The sequence below is a fragment of the Nonomuraea sp. NPDC049684 genome, assembly GCF_044465345.1.
Taxonomy (GTDB): Bacteria; Actinomycetota; Actinomycetes; order Streptosporangiales; family Streptosporangiaceae; genus Nonomuraea.
In genome coordinates this window covers 49,945-66,315 of sequence record NZ_JBITLO010000028.1, presented here as the reverse complement: position 1 = coordinate 66,315, position 16,371 = coordinate 49,945, and the positions used below count along the sequence as shown (strand labels likewise).

Genomic DNA, 16,371 nt, shown 5'->3' with positions numbered 1-16,371 from the left:
CCCGCCCCCCCCCCCCCCGCCCGCGCCCCCCCGCCCCCCCCCCCCCCCCCCGCCCGCCCCCCGCCCCCCCCCCCCCCCCCCCCCCCCCCCCCCCCCGCCGGCGGGGGGGCCCTGGAGGACCGCTGGGCGGAGGAGGGGACGAGAGAGGTGGCCTCTCGGTTCTCGTGGTGGTGGTGGTGGACGAAAAGTAGATTTGTTCTATGAGTGATGTACGGGTGGTGTTTCGGAAGTACGGCGGGGCGTTGCACTGGAACCATCCAGGCACGGTGCTCGGAGACGATCAATATGGGGTTTGGGTGGCCGTGCCCGGAGGGACGGTTGCCCGCAAGGGGGACGGGCCGGCCGTCACCTGGGACAACCACGCGATCATGCTGTTCCCGCGGGATGCCTGGTGGGCGGCATCGTTCAACGCGGCACCGCATCGCACTGAGGTCTATGTGGACGTCACCACGGTTCCCGAGTGGCGGGATGACGAGGTCACCATGTTCGATCTCGATCTCGACGTGATCAGGAAGCGGGATGGGCGGCTCATTCTCGACGATGAGGACGAGTTCGCCGAGCATCAGGTGGTGCTGGGGTATCCGCCGGAATTGATCGCGGGGGCGGAAGCGAGTGCGCGGTGGCTGATGGATGCGGTCGGGGCTCGTAGAGGGCCGTTCGGGGGAGCGCACGTGAAGTGGCTTGCGATGATGGAGTGAGTGCCGTCGGTCCGGACGGTGGGTGGAGTGGGGCAGGCTCGGGCTTGCGCCGGCGGCTGACACGGCGGGGTGTGTTGGGGTGTCGGGTGGGGCCGCTGGCACTCCTCAGGTGGTGAGCTTGGGGTTCGAACGGGGATGGTCAGTGGGGGCCAGGGGAGCGCCTGGTCTGTTGTAGGGAGCTTGCGCTCGTCGAGGTGCGGTGGGTTGCGTTTCCTGGCTTGCTGTTGGGGAGCAGCTGGTTGCAGCTGCCGGTGCACGCGCTGATAGGTGAGTATCTGTCCGTCGATGGCTGCGCCAATGCGGGCAGACGATGATCGTGATAGGGCAGTCTGTGGCCTTCACCAGGTGGGCGAGCACACTGGGTTATGGATGGCACTGGGCGGTCGATCATCGCTTGGGGCATCGGCTCGCAGGGTGAGCTTTCAGGGATCTCGTGCGGGCTCTCCGTTGTGTGGAATCGGGGGCTTGGAGATCGACGCGTGCCTGGTGCGTGGCTGCTCTGCGACGGTGCTCATTTGGCGACAGGGACATGGGCGGGTGAGAAGTGGGACTCCGCTGAGCTGGGCCTTTCATCCTGAGGGCGAGGTGCCGAGCCATGGCTTGGTGCTACTGCTTAGGCGGTTCCGTGTTTTCGGTGGATTGTCGGCGGCTGCCCTGGTGGGGGCCAAGCACGGGCTCGCTTTGGGGTGGTTCGAACGGTGATCGGTTGGTGGTGCGCGGTCGGGCTTTGGGGCTGGTGCGGGCCGTTGGGGTGTGGCTATTGGGAGAGGCGGAGCGCGGTGGCTATGGCGGACAGGCGGTGGGGGGACGCCAGGCCTGCGTGGTAGAGGTGGAATTCTGAGGCGCCGGCATCGGCGTAGATCTTCAGTTGTTCGGCCAGGGCGGCTGCGTCGGCGGGGCGGGGTGGGAGGGCCAGGACGTAGGCGCCTACTCGTTGGCCGGGGGTGCACAGGTTCGCCAGGGCTGTGAGGCGGGCGGCGTCGGTGCGAATGTCGCCCCAGCAGTTGCCCACGAGGACGTTCAGGTTGGGGTCGCCTGAGGGGAGGGCGGCGAAGGCGCCGGTGGCCCAGGGGTTCGGGTCGGCGTGCAGCGTGATGGGGATGTCTGGTGCGGTTCGCTGGGCGGCGGAGATGAGGCGGTGGCGGAGGGAGGCTGACAGTCTCACCCTGGTTGCTCTCACCTCGTCGGCCAGGGGGCCGAGGGCGAGGTCCATCGTGTCGATGTGGTGGCCGGAGGCGGGATGGCCGGGGGTGCCCGAGGCGGTGGGGGTGCGGACTGTGGTGCTTTGAGGTGGCCGGGCAGCACTCTCTGCCGCTGCGCCCTGGGTGCTTGACGCTGGATGCTCTGCGGCTCGGGGCGGCGAACCTGGGGTTTCCGGGGCTCGGTTCTCTGAGGTGAGAGTTCCCGAGGCTTGGGGCTTCAAGGCGTGGGTCTCTGGGGTGAAGGTCCGTGAGGCGTGGGTCTCTGGGGTGAAGGTCCGTGAGGCGTGGGTCTCTGAGGTGAGGGTCCGCGGGGCTTCGGTCCCTGAAATGGGGGTCTCTGAGGACGGGGTTTCTGAGGTTGGGCGACCGGAAGCTGATGTCTCCCAGGGTGACGTCTTCGAGGTTGAGGGATCGGAGGCTGAGGGCTCTGGAGTGGGGGATTCCACGGCTGAGGGCGACGGGGTTGGGGTGTCCGCGAGCGGGGTGCCTGGACCTGTGGAGGGGGGTTTCGGGGGGCGGGGGGCGTTCTCGATGGTGGTGACGATGGGGGTGTCGAGGGTGGCGCGGATTTGGGGGGCGGTTTGTGGAGGGTATCGGGGAGCGCAGATCGTGCAGAAGCACAGTGAGAGGAGGGCGGCGTCGGTGGGGGTCCAGTCGGCGCCGGACGTCTTCTCGTGCACGCCCTGATGCCCGAACCCCATCGGCCCGCACGCCTCCAGGATCAGGCCGTCCGGTTCGGCGAGGGTGAGGATCTCCGTGACGAGGGTCTCGCAGTACGCCAGGACCTCCTCGTGCGCCGGGCAAAGGGCGTACGGGTACGGGTCGCCGAAGGCGTTGCGCACGGTCACGTCGGGGAACCGGGTGCCCAGGTAGGAGTTGTGGGTGAGGACGACCCAGGCGTGGACCTTCAGGCCGGCCTGCCGCAGGGCCGTCTGGGCCTGGAGGTAGGCGTCCGGCGGGGTCCAGGTGGGGGCGGCGGGGACCAGGCGGGACCAGGCATGGGGACGGATCGGCAGGTAGAAGGCCGAATGGGGGACGTCCAGGACGCGGTGTGCCGGGTGGTACGGGGTGGCGGCGCGGGTGGAGTGGTAGCCGGCGGCCAGGGCGATCGTGTCGACGCCCAGCCGGGCCAGGCGGGCGGGGGCGGCCGGGTCGCCGACGACGTCCCAGGGGTAGACGTAGGCGACGTTCACCAGCGGGGGATCTTCGCGGAGAAGGAAGGCTCGATGCGCCGCATGTAGGTCGTGTCGTCGCGGGCGCGGATGCCGCAGGTCTCGTACTGCTCGTGCATGACCGCCAGCGCGTCGCGGTCCAGTTCGACGCCCAGGCCCGGGCCGGCGGGCACCGGTACGGCGCCGTCGACGAAGCGCAGGCTGCCGGGGAGCACCACGTCCTGGCCGTCCTGCCAGGGGGTGTGGGTGTCGCAGGCGAAGGTCAGGTTCGGGGTGGCGGCGGCCAGGTGGGTCATCGCGGCCAGGCTGATGCCGAGATGGGAGTTGGAGTGCATCGACAGGTCCAGGCCGAAGGTGCCGCAGAGGGTGGCGATGTGCGCGGATCGCACGAGGCCGCCCCAGTAGTGGTGGTCCAGCAGGAGCACGCCGATCGCGCCGGCGGCGATGGCGGGGGGCAGGTGTTCGGGGGTGACGACGCACATGTTCGTGGCGAGCGGCATCGGGACGGCCCTGGCCACCTCGGCCATGCCCGCGATGCCCGGCGTGGGGTCCTCCAGGTACTGCAGGACGCCGTCGAGTTCGCGGCCGACGCGGACGGACGTCTCGACGGTCCAGGCGGCGTTGGGGTCCAGGCGGAGGGGGATGCCGGGGAACGCCTCGTGCAGGGCGCGGATGCCGGCGATCTCCTGGTCGGGCGGGAGGACGCCGCCCTTCAGCTTGATCGAGGAGAAGCCGTGCTCCTTGATCAGGAGGGCGGCCTGCGCCACCAGGGCCGCCTCGTCGAGGGCCGGGCCGAAGCGGTCGGGGTCCGCGCCGGGGTGGCCGGCCCACTTGTAGAAGAGGTACGCGCTGTAAGGGACGGCGTCGCGGACACGGCCGCCGAGCAGGTCTGCGACGGGCACGCCGGCCGCTTTGCCGCGGATGTCCAGGCAGGCCACCTCGAAGGGGGAGAAGACCCGGTCGACGCTCTTCTCCTTGGTGGCGACGCCGGTCAGCCCGTGCAGGTCGGTGACGACGTCGCCGACGGTGGCCGCGACGCGGGCGTACATCTCGTTGGTGGCGTGGACGTCGAGCCCGAGCAGGACCTGCGCGCACTCGCGGACCTTGGTGAGGTGGCCGAGGTCGCCGTAGGTCTCGCCCAGTCCGGACAGGCCCTCGTCGGTGACGATCTCGACGATGGTCCGCAGGGCCCACGGCTCGTGCACGCCGGCGGCGTTCAGGAGGGGCGGATCCCGGAAGGCGACCGGGGTGACGTGGATCTGCCGGATAATCAATTCAGAAACCGCCGTCCATATATGTGAACAATAGCCAGATTTGTGGACAGGTTGCCGCAACTGTAAGAATCGGGCCGAGAAAGTGTCAAGACTCCGAAGGGCCACTCGATGATCTACGGATACGACCCCAGGACCGGTGAGACCGTGGGCAGCGGCCTGCCCGAGACCGACGGCGCCGGGGTCGACTTGATCGTCTCCGCGGCGACGGCCGCCGGCGCCGCGTGGCGCGCGACCCCGGCGGACGAGCGGGCGGCGGCGCTGGAGGCCGTCGCCGACGCGCTCATCGCGCACGCGGACGAACTGTGGCGACTCGCCGACCAGGAGACCGCGCTCGGCGAGGTGCGGCTGCGTGGCGAGGTGGCGCGTACGGCCGGCCAGTTCCGGCTCTTCGCCCAGGTCGTCAGGGACGGCGGCTACCTGGAGGCCGTCATCGACCACGCGGACCCGGCGCTCACGCCGCCGCGGCCGGACGTGCGGCGGATGAACCAACCGCTGGCGGGGGTCGTCGCGGTGTTCGCGGCCGGCAACTTCCCGTTCGCGTTCTCGGTGGCCGGTGGGGACACCGCCTCGGCGCTGGCCGCGGGGTGTGCCGTGGTGGTCAAGGCACATCCGGGGCATCCGAACACGTCCGAGCGGGTGGCGAAGATCGTACGGAACGCCCTGCCCTATCCGGATCTGCTCGGGCTGGTGCAGGGGTTGCGGGCGGGCGCCGACCTGGTACGCCACCCGCGGGTGGCCGCGGCCGGGTTCACCGGGTCGGTGGCGGGCGGCAAGGCGATCCAGAAGCTGATCGACGAGCGGGAGACGCCCATCCCCTTCTACGGCGAGCTGGGCAGCGTCAACCCCGTCGTGGTGCTGCCGTCGGCGCCGGCGCAGGAGGTGGCGAGCGGGTTCGCGGCGTCGCTGACCCTGGGGGTCGGGCAGTTCTGCACGAACCCGGGGCTCGTGTTCGTGCCCGAGGACGACGAGTTGCGCAAGGCGCTGGTCGCGGCGGTGGAGGGCACCAGCGGCGGCCCCATGCTGGCCGAGCGGATCAGGGACGGGTATCTGGGCGGGCTCGGCCGGCTCGGCGAGCTGACCCTGCTGGCGGAGGGGAAGCCGGGAGAGGGGGCCTGGGCGGTGGCGCCCAAGGTGTTCACGACCGATCTGGAGTCGTTCGGCGAGCGGCTGCCGGCGATCGCGGAGGAGTGCTTCGGGCCGGCGGCCGTCGTGGTGACCTATCGGGAGGTCGCGGAGCTGAGGAGGGTGCTGGAGCGGCTGGAGGGGTCGCTCACGGCGACCGTCCATGGCGGTGATCCGGACGAGGCCGAGGAGATCGTCGAGGTGCTCGGCCGGAAGGCGGGGCGGCTGATCTGGAACGGCTGGCCGACCGGGGTGGCGGTCTGCTGGGCGATGCACCACGGCGGGCCCTGGCCTGCCTCGACGTCGGCGTACACGTCGGTGGGGGCGACGGCGATCGGGCGGTGGGTGGCGCCGGTCGCCTACCAGGACTGGCCCGAGGCGCTGCTCCCGGACGAGCTCAAGGACGCCAACCCCCTCGGCATCCCGCGCCGGGTGGACGGCCGCCCGCAGACGACGTGACAGGCCGCCCGCGGGCGACGTGACGGGCCGCTCGCGGGCGACGTGACGGGCCGCTCGCGGGCGACGTGACGGGCCGCTCGCGGGCGACGTGACGGGCCGCCCGCGGACGACGTGACGGGCCGCCCGCGGACGACGTGACGGGCCGCTCCCGGACGACGTGACGGGCCGCCTGCGGTCGTGGAGAGCGGGCCCGCCATGGCCGACCGCCCCCGACAGGCGCGCCGGGTCAGGAGGTGGCCAGTTCGAGGCCCCTCGTGGTGAGGCGGCGCAGGGCGGCCAGGTGCTCGGGGGCCGGGTCGGTCAGGGGGGCGCGGACGCCGCCGACGTCCAGCCCCCGCATCCGTACGCCTGCCTTGACCAGCGAGACCGCGTACCCCGGAACCAGGTCCCGCAGCTCCACCAGCGGCAGGTAGAACCCGGTGAGCAGCCGTCGCACGAGCGGGTCGTCCCCGCCCGTCACCGCCCGGTGGAAGGCCAGCGCGATCTCGGGCGCGAAGGCGAACACGGCGCTGGAGTACAGGCTCACCCCGAGCCCCTGGTAGGCGGGCACGGTCAGCTCGGCGGTGGGCAGTCCGTTGAAGAACGTGAACTCCCCGGCGGGCGCGGCCGCCCGGACGGTCAGGATGATGCGCTGGAGCAGGTCGAGGTCGCCCAGCCCGTCCTTGAAGCCGATCACGTTCGGCAGGGCGGCGAGCTCGGCCACGGCGGCGGGGGAGAAGCGCGCGTTGGCCCGCTGGTAGACGACGACCGGCAGGTCGGTGGCCGCCGCGACCTCGCGCACGTACCGCACCAGCCCCGCGGGCGGGGCGCTGACCAGGTACGGCGGCAGCAGCAGCAGCCCGTCGGCCCCGCTGTCGGCGGCGGCCCGCGCGGTGGCCGTGGCGGTGGGCAGCGGCCCGCCCGCGCCGCCGAACACGGGCACGCGCCCGCCCGCCGCCGTCACCGACGTGGTCATGACCTTGACGTAGTCGGCGAGGTCGAGGGCGTTGTACTCACCGGTGCCGCAGGCGGCGAACACTCCTCCCGCCCCGGCCGCGACCCCGGCGGCGACGTGCTCGGCCAGCACCGGCTCCGAGACGGCGCCGTCGCCGTCGAAGGGGGTCACGGGAAAGAAGAGAACACCATCCAGCCGCATCGGCAGTCCTTCCGAACAAGGGGTCTAGCGGATGCCCTCCCTGCGCAGAGTGGCAGCCAGCTTGCGGGTGTGCTTGATCACCGCTTCGGTGACGCGCTCGATCTCGGCGGGCGGCAGCGCGGCGGGCATCGAGCAGCTGATCGCGTCGGTGGCCGGGATGCGGTAGTCGACCGCCACGGCCACGCAGGCCACGCCGGGGGTGCCCTGCTCGCGTTCGAGGGCCCAGCCGCGGGTGCGGACCTGGTCGAGCTCGCCGGTCAGCTTGGTCAGGTCGGTGATGGTGTGCTCGGTCAGCGCCCGCAGCGGGTCGGGCAGCAGGGCCACGACCTCGTCGTCGGTGAGCTGGGCGAGCAGCACCTGGCCGAGCGCGGTGACGTGGGCGGGCAGCCGCCGGCCCACCCTGGGGATCACGTGACCGGCCTCGCGTGACTCGCGGGTGGCCAGGTAGAGGACGTGGGCCTCGTCCCTGCGGGCGAAGTGCACGGTCTGGCCGATCTCGTCGCGCAGGTCCTCCAGGGTCTCCTGGGCGAAGCGCAGGGCCGGGTCCTTGTCGAGGTAGGCGGTGCCGGTCAGCAGGGCGTGCGGCCCGATCCCGAACGCCGACCTGGTCGTGTCGGTCTCGACCCACTTGAGCTCGACGAGGGTGCGCATGAGGGCATGCAGGCTGCTGCGCGGGAAGCCGGTGCGCCGCTGGAGGTCCGACAGCGTCATGGGGGCGGCGGACTCCGCCAGGGTCTCCAGGATGCGTACGGTCCGCTCGGCGGACTTGACCAGCTGTGGCTCCATACTCGTCCCATCTGGGCGGCGGCGTCAGGGTGTCAGGATATGGGATCCCGTCCAGATACATGGACATCAACCCTTGATCGCGCCACTTGTCAGACCCCGCATGAACTGCCGCTGGAACGCCAGGAACGCGATGATCGACGGCAGCAGTGCCAGCAGCGAGGCCGCGAGCAGCACGCCGATGCCGACCTCCTCGTCGGAGCGGAGCGAGCGCAGGGCGATGGGCAGGGTCCAGGTGCTGGAGTCCGTCGAAACGATCAGCGGCAGCAGGTACTGGTCCCAGATCATGGTGAAGCCGAAGACGCCGATCACGCCGAGCGCCGGCCGGCACAGCGGCACGACGATCGTCGCGAAGACGCGCAGCTCGCCCGCGCCGTCGATGCGGGCCGCCTCCTCCAGCTCGACCGGCACCTCCTTCATGAACTCCGTCATGACCAGGATCGAGAAGCCCCAGGCGCCGACGGGCAGGATCATCCCGGCGTACGTGCCGATCAGGTTGAGGTGCAGGACGGGCAGGTCGGCCAGGACGAGCGACAGCGGGATCGCGATGATCTCCTCGGGCAGCATCATCGTGGCCAGCATGAGCAGCATCACGACGGTCATGCCGCGGAACCTCTTGCGCGCCAGCGCGTACGCCGCGAACACGCTCACCAGCAGTTGCAGCAGCAGCCCGAACCCCACGACGACGAAGGAGTTGAGCAGGTACAGGTAGACGTTCTTCTCCCCGGCCCGGACGAAGTTCTCCAGCGTCAGGTCGTCCGGCCACAACGAGAAGGACGTCGGGTCGAGCGTCCTGCTGAACGCGCTGACCAGCAGCCCTGCCAGCGGCCCGGTGAAGACCAGGACCATCGCCGAGTAGAGCACGACCTTCGCGACGGTGGCCGCCGGCCCCTTGCGCGCCGCCAGGCCCAGGGCGCTGTCGAACCTCATGTCGCCTGCCTCCTGCGCAGCGCCTGCACGACGAGGGTGAGCGCCAGCGTGGCCAGGAAGAGCACGATCCCGCCCGCCGCGGCCACCCCCAGCTCGTTCTTCTGGAAGCCGAGCTTGTAGATCAGCGTCATCAGCACTTCCGACGAGCCGTTGGGGCCGCCGTTGGTCAGGACGTAGACCTCGACGAACACCCGCAGCCCGCGGATGGCCGCCAGCGTGAACAGGATCCAGAACACCGGCCGCAACGCCGGCAGCGTGATGTGCCGCAGCCGGTGCCGGGTGGCGGCGCCGTCGACGGCGGCGGCCTCGTACAGGCTGCGGTCCACGCCGACCAGGCCGGCCAGGAAGATCATCATGTCGTACGGCGTCCCGCGCCAGACGCTCATCAGCATGATCGACCACAGCGAGGAGTCCTCGCTGCCCAGCCACGGCTGCGGATCGACGCCCACCCAGCCGATGACGACGTTGAGCAGGCCGGTGTCGCCCGGATGGAACATGATCCGCCACACCTCGGCCACCGCCGCCATCGTGGTGACGACCGGGAGGAAGACCGCGGTCCTGACGAACCACAGATAGCGGGCGGGCCCCTCGATGAGCAGCGCGAGCGCGAGCCCGAGCAGGAGCGAGCCGACCGTGGTGCCCAGCGCCAGCACGAGGCTGTGCCAGGCGGCCGAGACGAACGCGTCGTCCGCGACGATCGTGCGGTAGTTGCCGAGGCCGACCCATTCGTCGGAGGCGTACTGGACCTTGTTGAAGCTCTTCCACAGGCCGAGGGCCATCGGGATGAACTTGAAGTAGAGGAACAGCAGCAGGGCGGGCGCGAGGAACAGCCAGGCGACCGGCGTTCCGCGCCGCCGCGCCCGCCCGGCGCGGCGGCGCCGGGCGGCGGTCGTGGCCGGTTTCCCCGTGACGGTCGCGGTCATGACGCCTTCTGGCTCCGCAGTTCCTGGTCGAGCCTGGTGGTCAGCTCGGCCATCCTGGCCTTGACGTCGGCGCCGCAGTCGGCCCACACGGTGTTGATGACGTCGGCCGAGTCCTGCCGGATGGGCGCCCAGTTGGGCACCGGCGGCGCGTAGACGGCGTGCTCGTAGGACTGCTGGAACACCTTCCAGCGCGGGTCCCGCCGCTCGGCGGCCAGGTCGACGCCCTTGTTCACGGGCAGGCGGACGATGGCGCCGTTGGCGTCCTTGTTCATGCCGATCCGCTGGCCTTCGGGGGAGATCGCGAACTCGGCGAACCTCTTCTGGGCGTCGGCCATATCCGAGCCGACCATGAGGTAGACGTTCTCGCCCTCGCCGAGGGTGCCGGGGCCGCCGGACGGGCCCTTGGGCACCGGCAGCACCTCGATCCTGTCGGTCCCGAGGCTCTTGACGAACCGGGCCAGCACGTACGGCCCGACCAGGTAGATGCCGCCCTGTCCCTTCTCGAACACCTCGTGCGTGACGGTGGTGTCGTTGCTCACCGCGCCCGGATTGACGGTCTTGCTCTTGCAGAACTGGTCCTGGAGGAACTGGACGGCCTCGACGGTCCTGGGGTCGTCCGTCATCGCGGCGAACCTGCCGGGGCCGGTGGGCTTCACGAAGTCGCCGCCGTTGGCGTAGATGAGGGAGGAGGCGTACCAGGAGGCGTAGCCGCGTTTGGTGCCGGCCGGGATCACGAGGCCCGCGGTGTCCTGCCGTCCGTCACCGTCCGGGTCCTTCTCGGTGAAGGCGCGGGCCAGCGCGGCCAGGTCGGCCCAGGTCGCCGGCGGTCGCATGCCGAGCTTCTCCCGCCAGTCCTTGCGCACGATGAGCGCGAAGGCCTGCGCGGAGAAGGGCGCGCCGTAGAACTTGCCGTCGGAGCCGGTGGCCGCCTTCCAGGCCAGGTCCGAGAGCTGGTCGCCGCCGGCCAGCCGGCCCTTGTCGACCTCCTGCAGCCAGCCCTGCGAATGCATGTTGCCGAGTTGGGCGGTGTCGTTGATGACGATGTCGGGAAGCGCCTTCTGGGCGGCCTGCTGGTTGAGTTTCGTCTCGAAGTCGTCGAAGAGCGCGACGACTTTGGTCCTGACCCCCGCGGCCTTGGTGAATGCGTCGGCGAGTTTCACCGCCGTCTTCGCGGAGTCGGAGTCGGGCGCCTGCCTGATCCAGATCTCCAGTGTGTCGTTCGTGCTCGATCCCCCGGAACCGCAGCCCGTCAGCGTTGCGGCCAGGGCCGCGGCGAGGGCGGCCCCCAGCAAACGGCGTGACATCAGACCGCCTCCCGTTCACATACGTGGACACGTGTCGTGTGTATGAACTTGTTCCTGTGAAGGTAACTATTGCGGGACAAGGCGGTCAATATTCAAGTATGTGAATTTGAATCAGAATTGTGTACAACGGTGGGCATGCGCATTCTGATGACCGGCGCCGCGGGAAAAGTCGGCACGCTGCTCCGTCCCCGGCTCGCCCGTCCAGGCCGTACGCTGCGGCTCTCCGACCTCCGGCCGGTCGAGCCGGGCCCGGACGAGGAATGGGCGGGCGCCGACCTGGCCGACCGCGCGGCCGTGGCCGAGGCCGTGAAGGGCGTGGACGCCGTCCTCCACCTGGGCGGCCAGAGCCGCGAGCACCCGTGGGAGGACATCGTCCGCGCCAACGTCCACGGCACCCAGGTCCTCATGGAGGCCGCCAGGAACGAGGGCGTGCGGCACCTGGTGCTCATGGGCAGCCATCACGCGGCCGGCTTCCACACCAGGCCGCGGGACGGCTCCGACCTGCCCGACTACGCCTTCCCGCGTCCCGACACCTTCTACGGCGTCAGCAAGGTCGTCATGGAGGCCCTGGGCAGCCTGTACCACGACCGGTTCGGCATGAACGTGACCGTGATCAGGCTCGGCACCTGCAACGAGGGCTCGGCCGACACCCGCGGCCTGGCCACCTGGATCTCGCCCGGCGACCTCGCCCGCCTGGTGGAGGCCGCGCTGGTCGCGCCCGGCTACCACGTCGTCTGGGGCGTCTCCGGCAACGCCCGCCGGTGGTGGTCGCTGGCGGAGGCCCGCCGCCTCGGCTACGAGCCCCGCGACGACTCAGAGCCCCAGGCGGCCGCCCTCCTCGCCGAGCACGGCGAGCCCGACCTGTCGGACCCGGTGCACGACCGCGCCGGCGGGGTGTTCACGCTCAACGAACTCGGCGGCTCCTGGTAGGCAAACGGTTGCAGGAACCTTGACGCCGGGACCGTCGAAGGTCAAGGTTGGCTTTGGCAACCGCTTGCAAGGAGGACGGCCATGTCGGTGACGATCAAAGACGTCGCCCGCGCCTGCGGCGTGCACGTGTCGACCGTCTCGCGCACGTTCTCGGCGCCGCACCTGGTCAATCCTGCTACGCGGAACCGGGTGCTGGCCGCCGCCGACGACCTCGGCTACCGGCCCAACAGGGCGGCCAGGGCGCTGACCACCGGCCGCACGTTCAACCTCGGCCTGATCGTCGCCGACATCGCCAACCCCTTCTTCCCGCCGCTGATCAAGGCCGCGCAGGCGCAGGCGCGGGGGCGCGACTACCACGTCTTCGTGGCCGACACCGACGAGGATCCGCGGGTCGAGGAGGAGCTGATCCGCACGTTCGCCAAGCAGGTGGACGGCGTGCTGCTGTGCAGCCCCCGGCTGTCCAACCGGATGATCGAACGCCTGGCGGAGGACGTGCCGTTCGTGCTGGTCAACCGGCGGATCAAGGGCATGCCCGCGGTGCTGATGGACGTCGGCAAGGGCGCCAGGCTCGCGCTGGAGCACCTGGCCGGGCTCGGCCACCGCAGGATCGCCCTGCTGTCCGGCCCGCCCGGATCGTGGACCAGCAACGAGATGCAGGCCGCCGCGGCCGAGATGCCGGGCCTCGACCTGCTCTTCTTCGGCCCCAACCAGCCCACCGAGTCCGGCGGCCTGGCCGTGGCGCCGGAGGTGGCCGCCTGCGGGGCGACCGGCGTGCTGGCCTACAACGACCTCGTCGCGCTCGGCCTCATCGAAGGGCTCACCGCGATGGACGTCGAGGTGCCGGGCCGGATCAGCGTGATCGGGTTCGACGACATCCTGCCGGGGCGGCTCGGCCGGCCCAAGCTCACCACGGTGGCGATGCCCGCCGCGGTGGCCGGGCGGATGGCGGTCGACCTGCTGTTGCAGTCAGAGGGCGAGGGCGCGGTGATCAACCTGGACACCGGCCTCATCGTCCGCGAGTCCACGGGAAGGGCCCAATCATGATCTTCGGAACGCTGCCGTCGGGGCAGACCGTCGAGCGCGTGGAGCTGTCGTCCGGACGGCTGCGCGCCGAGGTGCTGACCTACGGCGCCGTCCTGCGCTCGCTGGAGGTCGCCGGCCTCGACGTCGTGCTGGGCCTGGACACGCTGGAGGACTACCGAACCCGCAGCCGCTACTTCGGCGCCGTGGTCGGCCGCTACGGCAACCGCATCGCCGGCGGCCGTTTCACCCTCGACGGCCGCGAGCACCGCCTGCCGGTCAACAACGGCCCCAACAGCCTGCACGGCGGCGCCGAGGGCTTCGACGGCAAGGTGTGGACGGTCACCGCCCGCACCCCCGCCTCCGTCACCCTCGAACTGACCAGCCCCGACGGCGACCAGGGCTACCCCGGCACGCTCACCGCCTCGGTCACCTACACCCTGGAGGACGACGCCCTCCGCCTCGACTACGCCGCCGAGACCGACGCGCCGACCGTGCTCAACCTCACCAACCACTCCTACTTCAACCTGGCCGGCGGCGGCGACGTGCTCGGCCACGTGGTCAGGCTGGAGGCCGCCCACTACCTCCCGGTGGACGACGGCAAGATCCCCACGGGGGAGCTCGCGCCGGTCAAGGGCACCCCCTTCGACTTCACCGAGCCGCACGCGGTGGGCGAGCGGATGGGCGGCGCCTACGACCACTGCTACGTGCTCGACGGCGACATCGAGGTCAGCGCGGGCGGCCTGACCATGCGGGTGACCACCACCGAGCCGGGCGTGCAGTTCTACACGGGCGGCATGCTCGACGGGGTGGCCACGCCGTACGGGCCGTTCGCCGGGTTGTGCCTGGAGACCCAGCACTTCCCCGACTCGCCGAACCAGCCGCACTTCCCCTCCACCGTGCTGCGGCCCGGCGAGCGCCACACCTCCTCCACCACCTACCGCTTCACGGCCTGACCCCGCGCAGCTCCGTCGCGGCCTTGATGACCAGCAGCGCCACGTCGTCGTGCGACGGCTCCTGGGCGAACGTCTCGACCGCGTGCCGCACGCGTTCGGCCACCGCGTGGGCGCTCAGGCCGCGGCAGGTGGACAGCAGCGCCGACAGGCCGTCGTCGTCGTCGAGCAGCCGGTCGCCGTCGCGTCGCTCGGTCACGCCGTCGGTGACGCACAGCAGCACCTCCTCCGGCGCCAGCTCGAACGTCTCGACGTAGAACCTGGCGCCGGCCTCGACGCCGAGCAGCAGTTGCGGCGCGGCCACCGTGTCCACCGCGCCGTCGGCGCGCAGCAGCAGCGGCGGCGGGTGCCCGGCCGACGCGATCGTGCACAGCGCGCCGCCCTGGGGCAGCGGGATCAGCTCGCCGCACAGCAGGCTGAGGAACCGGCCGTCGTCGCCCTCCTCCAGCAGGGCCTGGTTGAGCCGGTCGAGGATGTCGGCCACCGTGTAGTGCTCCTTGGCCAGCAGCCGGACGGCGTGCCGGGCCAGGCCGGTCACCGCGGCCGCCTCGGGGCCGCTGCCGCACACGTCGCCGAGGGCGAAGCACCAGTGGTCGGAGACGGTGAACAGGTCGTAGAAGTCGCCGCCGACGTCGGCGCCCTCCTCGGCCGGCTCGTAGACGACCGCCGACTCCAGGCCCGGCATGGGGGCCACCCGCATGGGCAGCAGGCTGCGCTGCAGCACCCGGGAGGTGGTCGCCTGGCGGGCGTACAGCATGGCGGTGTGCAGGTTGAGCGCGACCAGCCGGCACAGGTCGGCCAGCAGGTCGGCCAGCTCCAGCGGCAGGGTCGGCTCGGCGCGGCCGATCACCAGCGCGCCGTGCGACCTGCCCTGCGTGAGCAGCGGGAACGACAGCACCGTCTCGGGGCCGACCGGCCAGCTCACCTCGTCGAGCGCGGTGCGCGGGATCGCCGGCAGCGACCTGCGCAGGTTGGCGTTGTAGCGCTCCTCGCTGTGCCAGACGTGGGCGAGCCTGGTCATGCCCGCCAGGTCGGTCAGGTAGACCGCCGCCCACGTCGCGATCTTGGGCACGACGAGCTGCGCGGTCAGCGCGGCGATCAGCTCCTCGTCGTGCACCCCGGCCAGCAGCTCGCCCGCCTCGGCCAGGAACGACAGCCGGCCCCGGTGGGCGCGCTCGCGCTCGGCCAGCCGCTCGCGCTGCACCGGCACGGCCACCTGGTCGGCGATGTGCTGCAGGCTGACCGTGAGCTCCTGGTCGAAGCGGCCCGGCTGGGCCGCGGTCACCACGATGTAGCCGGTCACCTCACCGCCCACGCTCATCGGCGCGCACGCCAGCGACCTGGCCCGTAGCTGCTGGGCCAGCTCGACGTCGCCGGCCAGCAGGTCGTCGATCATCGACGGCGTCCTGCCGTCGGGGCCGAACACGCCCGCGGCCAGCACGCCGACCAGCCCCGCCGTCGCGCCCGCGCCCGCCGCCACGCCGAACCGGTCGCCGCCCTCGGCGGCCAGCAGCACGTACGCCGCGTCGCCGCCGCTGCTGGTCTGGACGATCCGCGCGATGGTGTCCAGCAGCTCCGTGAAGGGCATGTCCCGGTCGAGCAGGTCCTTGATCCGCCGCCCGGCCTCCCTGCGCAGCGGCGCGGCCGGCGGCGTCAGCACGTAGCGGTGGTCGCCGGCCACCATCATCCAGATCGACCGCCGGTCCTCCGGGCCGCCGCGGCTGCGCACGTGGGAGACGTAGACGGGGATCAGCCGGCCGTCGAGGTGGCGCATGCGCGCCTCGCCCCGCCAGCGGCCCAGGGACAGGGTGCCGGCCAGGGACATCGCGTACGGGCCGTGGCCGCGCCAGGCCACCAGGTCGGCCAGCGGCCTGCCCACCGCCTGCCCGGACGTCCAGCCCAGCAGGTGCTCGGCCTCGGAGTTCCACGACAGCACGGTCCCGTCGCCGTCGGCGAGCAGCACCCCGACGTGCAGCCCCTCGATGGGCGCGGCCACGGTGGCCGGCGCCAGGCCCGGCGTGCCGACCATGACCTCCTGGTGGTCGGGCCCGTCGGTCAGCTCCATGCGGACCCACACCCGTTTGGCGGTCCTGGTGTAGGTGACGCCCCAGGCGTCGGCCAGCATGGCGGCCAGCGCCAGCCCGCGCCCGGACGTGCGCGCGGGGTCGGTGGACATGGCCTCGGGGGTCGGGACCGGCCTGCCGGGGCGGTGGTCGTCGACCTCGATCTCCAGCCTGGCCGGGCTCGCCGCGACGTCGAGGCGGCAGGTCAGCTCGATGCCGGTGCCCGCGTGCACCACGGCGTTGGTGACGAGCTCGCTGGTCAGCAGCACCGCGTCCTCCGCCAGGTGGCCCAGGCGCCACTCGCCGAGCACCTGGCGGATGAAGCGGCGCGCGTGCGCCGGGGCGTGCGGAGTGCCGTCGAAGGCTGTGCTCGACACTCTGGTCGTGTCCACTGTGCGTCCTA

General features: G+C 71.5%; 13 protein-coding genes. 5 read left to right on the top strand and 8 right to left on the bottom strand.

From position 1 onward, the window contains the following. Positions 1-200 precede the first annotated feature (200 nt). Positions 201-698 carry a DUF402 domain-containing protein gene (locus ACIBST_RS48135; RefSeq protein WP_397180163.1) on the top strand — a complete coding sequence of 166 codons (498 nt, stop codon included), beginning with the start codon at positions 201-203 and terminating at the stop codon, positions 696-698. Positions 699-1,455: 757 nt separating this feature from the next. Here ACIBST_RS48135 and ACIBST_RS48130 read toward each other — a convergent pair. Together ACIBST_RS48130 and ACIBST_RS48125 are read right to left on the bottom strand one after the other, a co-directional pair. Further along, a complete protein-coding gene (locus ACIBST_RS48130) occupies positions 1,456-3,093 on the bottom strand; it encodes a hypothetical protein (protein ID WP_397180162.1) in 1,638 nt (545 codons plus the stop codon). Further along, positions 3,090-4,346, bottom strand: a complete 1,257-nt coding sequence (locus ACIBST_RS48125; protein ID WP_397180161.1) for a glucarate dehydratase family protein — start codon at positions 4,344-4,346, stop codon at positions 3,090-3,092. The genes ACIBST_RS48130 and ACIBST_RS48125 overlap by 4 nt, the downstream gene beginning before the upstream one ends. Before the next feature lie 108 nt (positions 4,347-4,454). On the opposite strand from ACIBST_RS48125, the gene ACIBST_RS48120 reads away from it, so the two are divergent. Further along, on the top strand, positions 4,455-5,927 hold the full coding sequence (locus ACIBST_RS48120) for an aldehyde dehydrogenase (NADP(+)) (protein ID WP_397180160.1): 1,473 nt from the start codon (positions 4,455-4,457) through the stop codon (positions 5,925-5,927). 226 nt (positions 5,928-6,153) lie between these two features. Here ACIBST_RS48120 and ACIBST_RS48115 read toward each other — a convergent pair whose 3' ends face one another. The 5 genes from ACIBST_RS48115 to ACIBST_RS48095 form a co-directional block, all read right to left on the bottom strand. Beyond that, complete coding sequence (locus ACIBST_RS48115) at positions 6,154-7,062, bottom strand: 5-dehydro-4-deoxyglucarate dehydratase (protein WP_397180159.1); 909 nt, start codon at positions 7,060-7,062, stop codon at positions 6,154-6,156. Positions 7,063-7,086: 24 nt separating this feature from the next. After that, entirely contained in the window at positions 7,087-7,848 is a 762-nt protein-coding gene (locus ACIBST_RS48110) for an IclR family transcriptional regulator (protein ID WP_397180158.1), read from the bottom strand. Between the two features lie 66 nt (positions 7,849-7,914). After that, entirely contained in the window at positions 7,915-8,775 is an 861-nt protein-coding gene (locus ACIBST_RS48105; RefSeq protein ID WP_397180157.1) for a carbohydrate ABC transporter permease, read from the bottom strand. Beyond that, on the bottom strand, positions 8,772-9,698 hold the full coding sequence (locus ACIBST_RS48100; RefSeq protein ID WP_397180156.1) for a carbohydrate ABC transporter permease: 927 nt from the start codon (positions 9,696-9,698) through the stop codon (positions 8,772-8,774). The genes ACIBST_RS48105 and ACIBST_RS48100 overlap by 4 nt, the downstream gene beginning before the upstream one ends. Then, positions 9,695-11,002, bottom strand: coding sequence for an extracellular solute-binding protein (locus ACIBST_RS48095; protein WP_397180155.1), 1,308 nt, complete (start codon positions 11,000-11,002; stop codon positions 9,695-9,697). Before ACIBST_RS48095 ends, ACIBST_RS48100 begins: the two co-directional genes overlap by 4 nt. A gap of 135 nt (positions 11,003-11,137) precedes the next feature. Between ACIBST_RS48095 and ACIBST_RS48090 the strand changes: the two genes are divergently transcribed. From ACIBST_RS48090 to ACIBST_RS48080, 3 genes are all read left to right on the top strand, one after another. Then, positions 11,138-11,932 carry an NAD-dependent epimerase/dehydratase family protein gene (locus tag ACIBST_RS48090; protein WP_397180154.1) on the top strand — a complete coding sequence of 265 codons (795 nt, stop codon included), beginning with the start codon at positions 11,138-11,140 and terminating at the stop codon, positions 11,930-11,932. A gap of 81 nt (positions 11,933-12,013) precedes the next feature. After that, positions 12,014-12,976 carry a LacI family DNA-binding transcriptional regulator gene (locus tag ACIBST_RS48085; protein WP_397180153.1) on the top strand — a complete coding sequence of 321 codons (963 nt, stop codon included), beginning with the start codon at positions 12,014-12,016 and terminating at the stop codon, positions 12,974-12,976. Continuing rightward, positions 12,973-13,908: an aldose epimerase family protein gene (locus ACIBST_RS48080; RefSeq protein ID WP_397180152.1), complete on the top strand. Its 936-nt coding sequence runs from the start codon at positions 12,973-12,975 to the stop codon at positions 13,906-13,908. Before ACIBST_RS48085 ends, ACIBST_RS48080 begins: the two co-directional genes overlap by 4 nt. Here the strand turns inward: ACIBST_RS48080 and ACIBST_RS48075 are convergent. Beyond that, on the bottom strand, positions 13,898-16,360 hold the full coding sequence (locus ACIBST_RS48075) for a SpoIIE family protein phosphatase (RefSeq protein WP_397180151.1): 2,463 nt from the start codon (positions 16,358-16,360) through the stop codon (positions 13,898-13,900). The two genes, ACIBST_RS48080 and ACIBST_RS48075, sit on opposite strands and share 11 nt — an antisense overlap. Positions 16,361-16,371 lie beyond the last annotated feature (11 nt).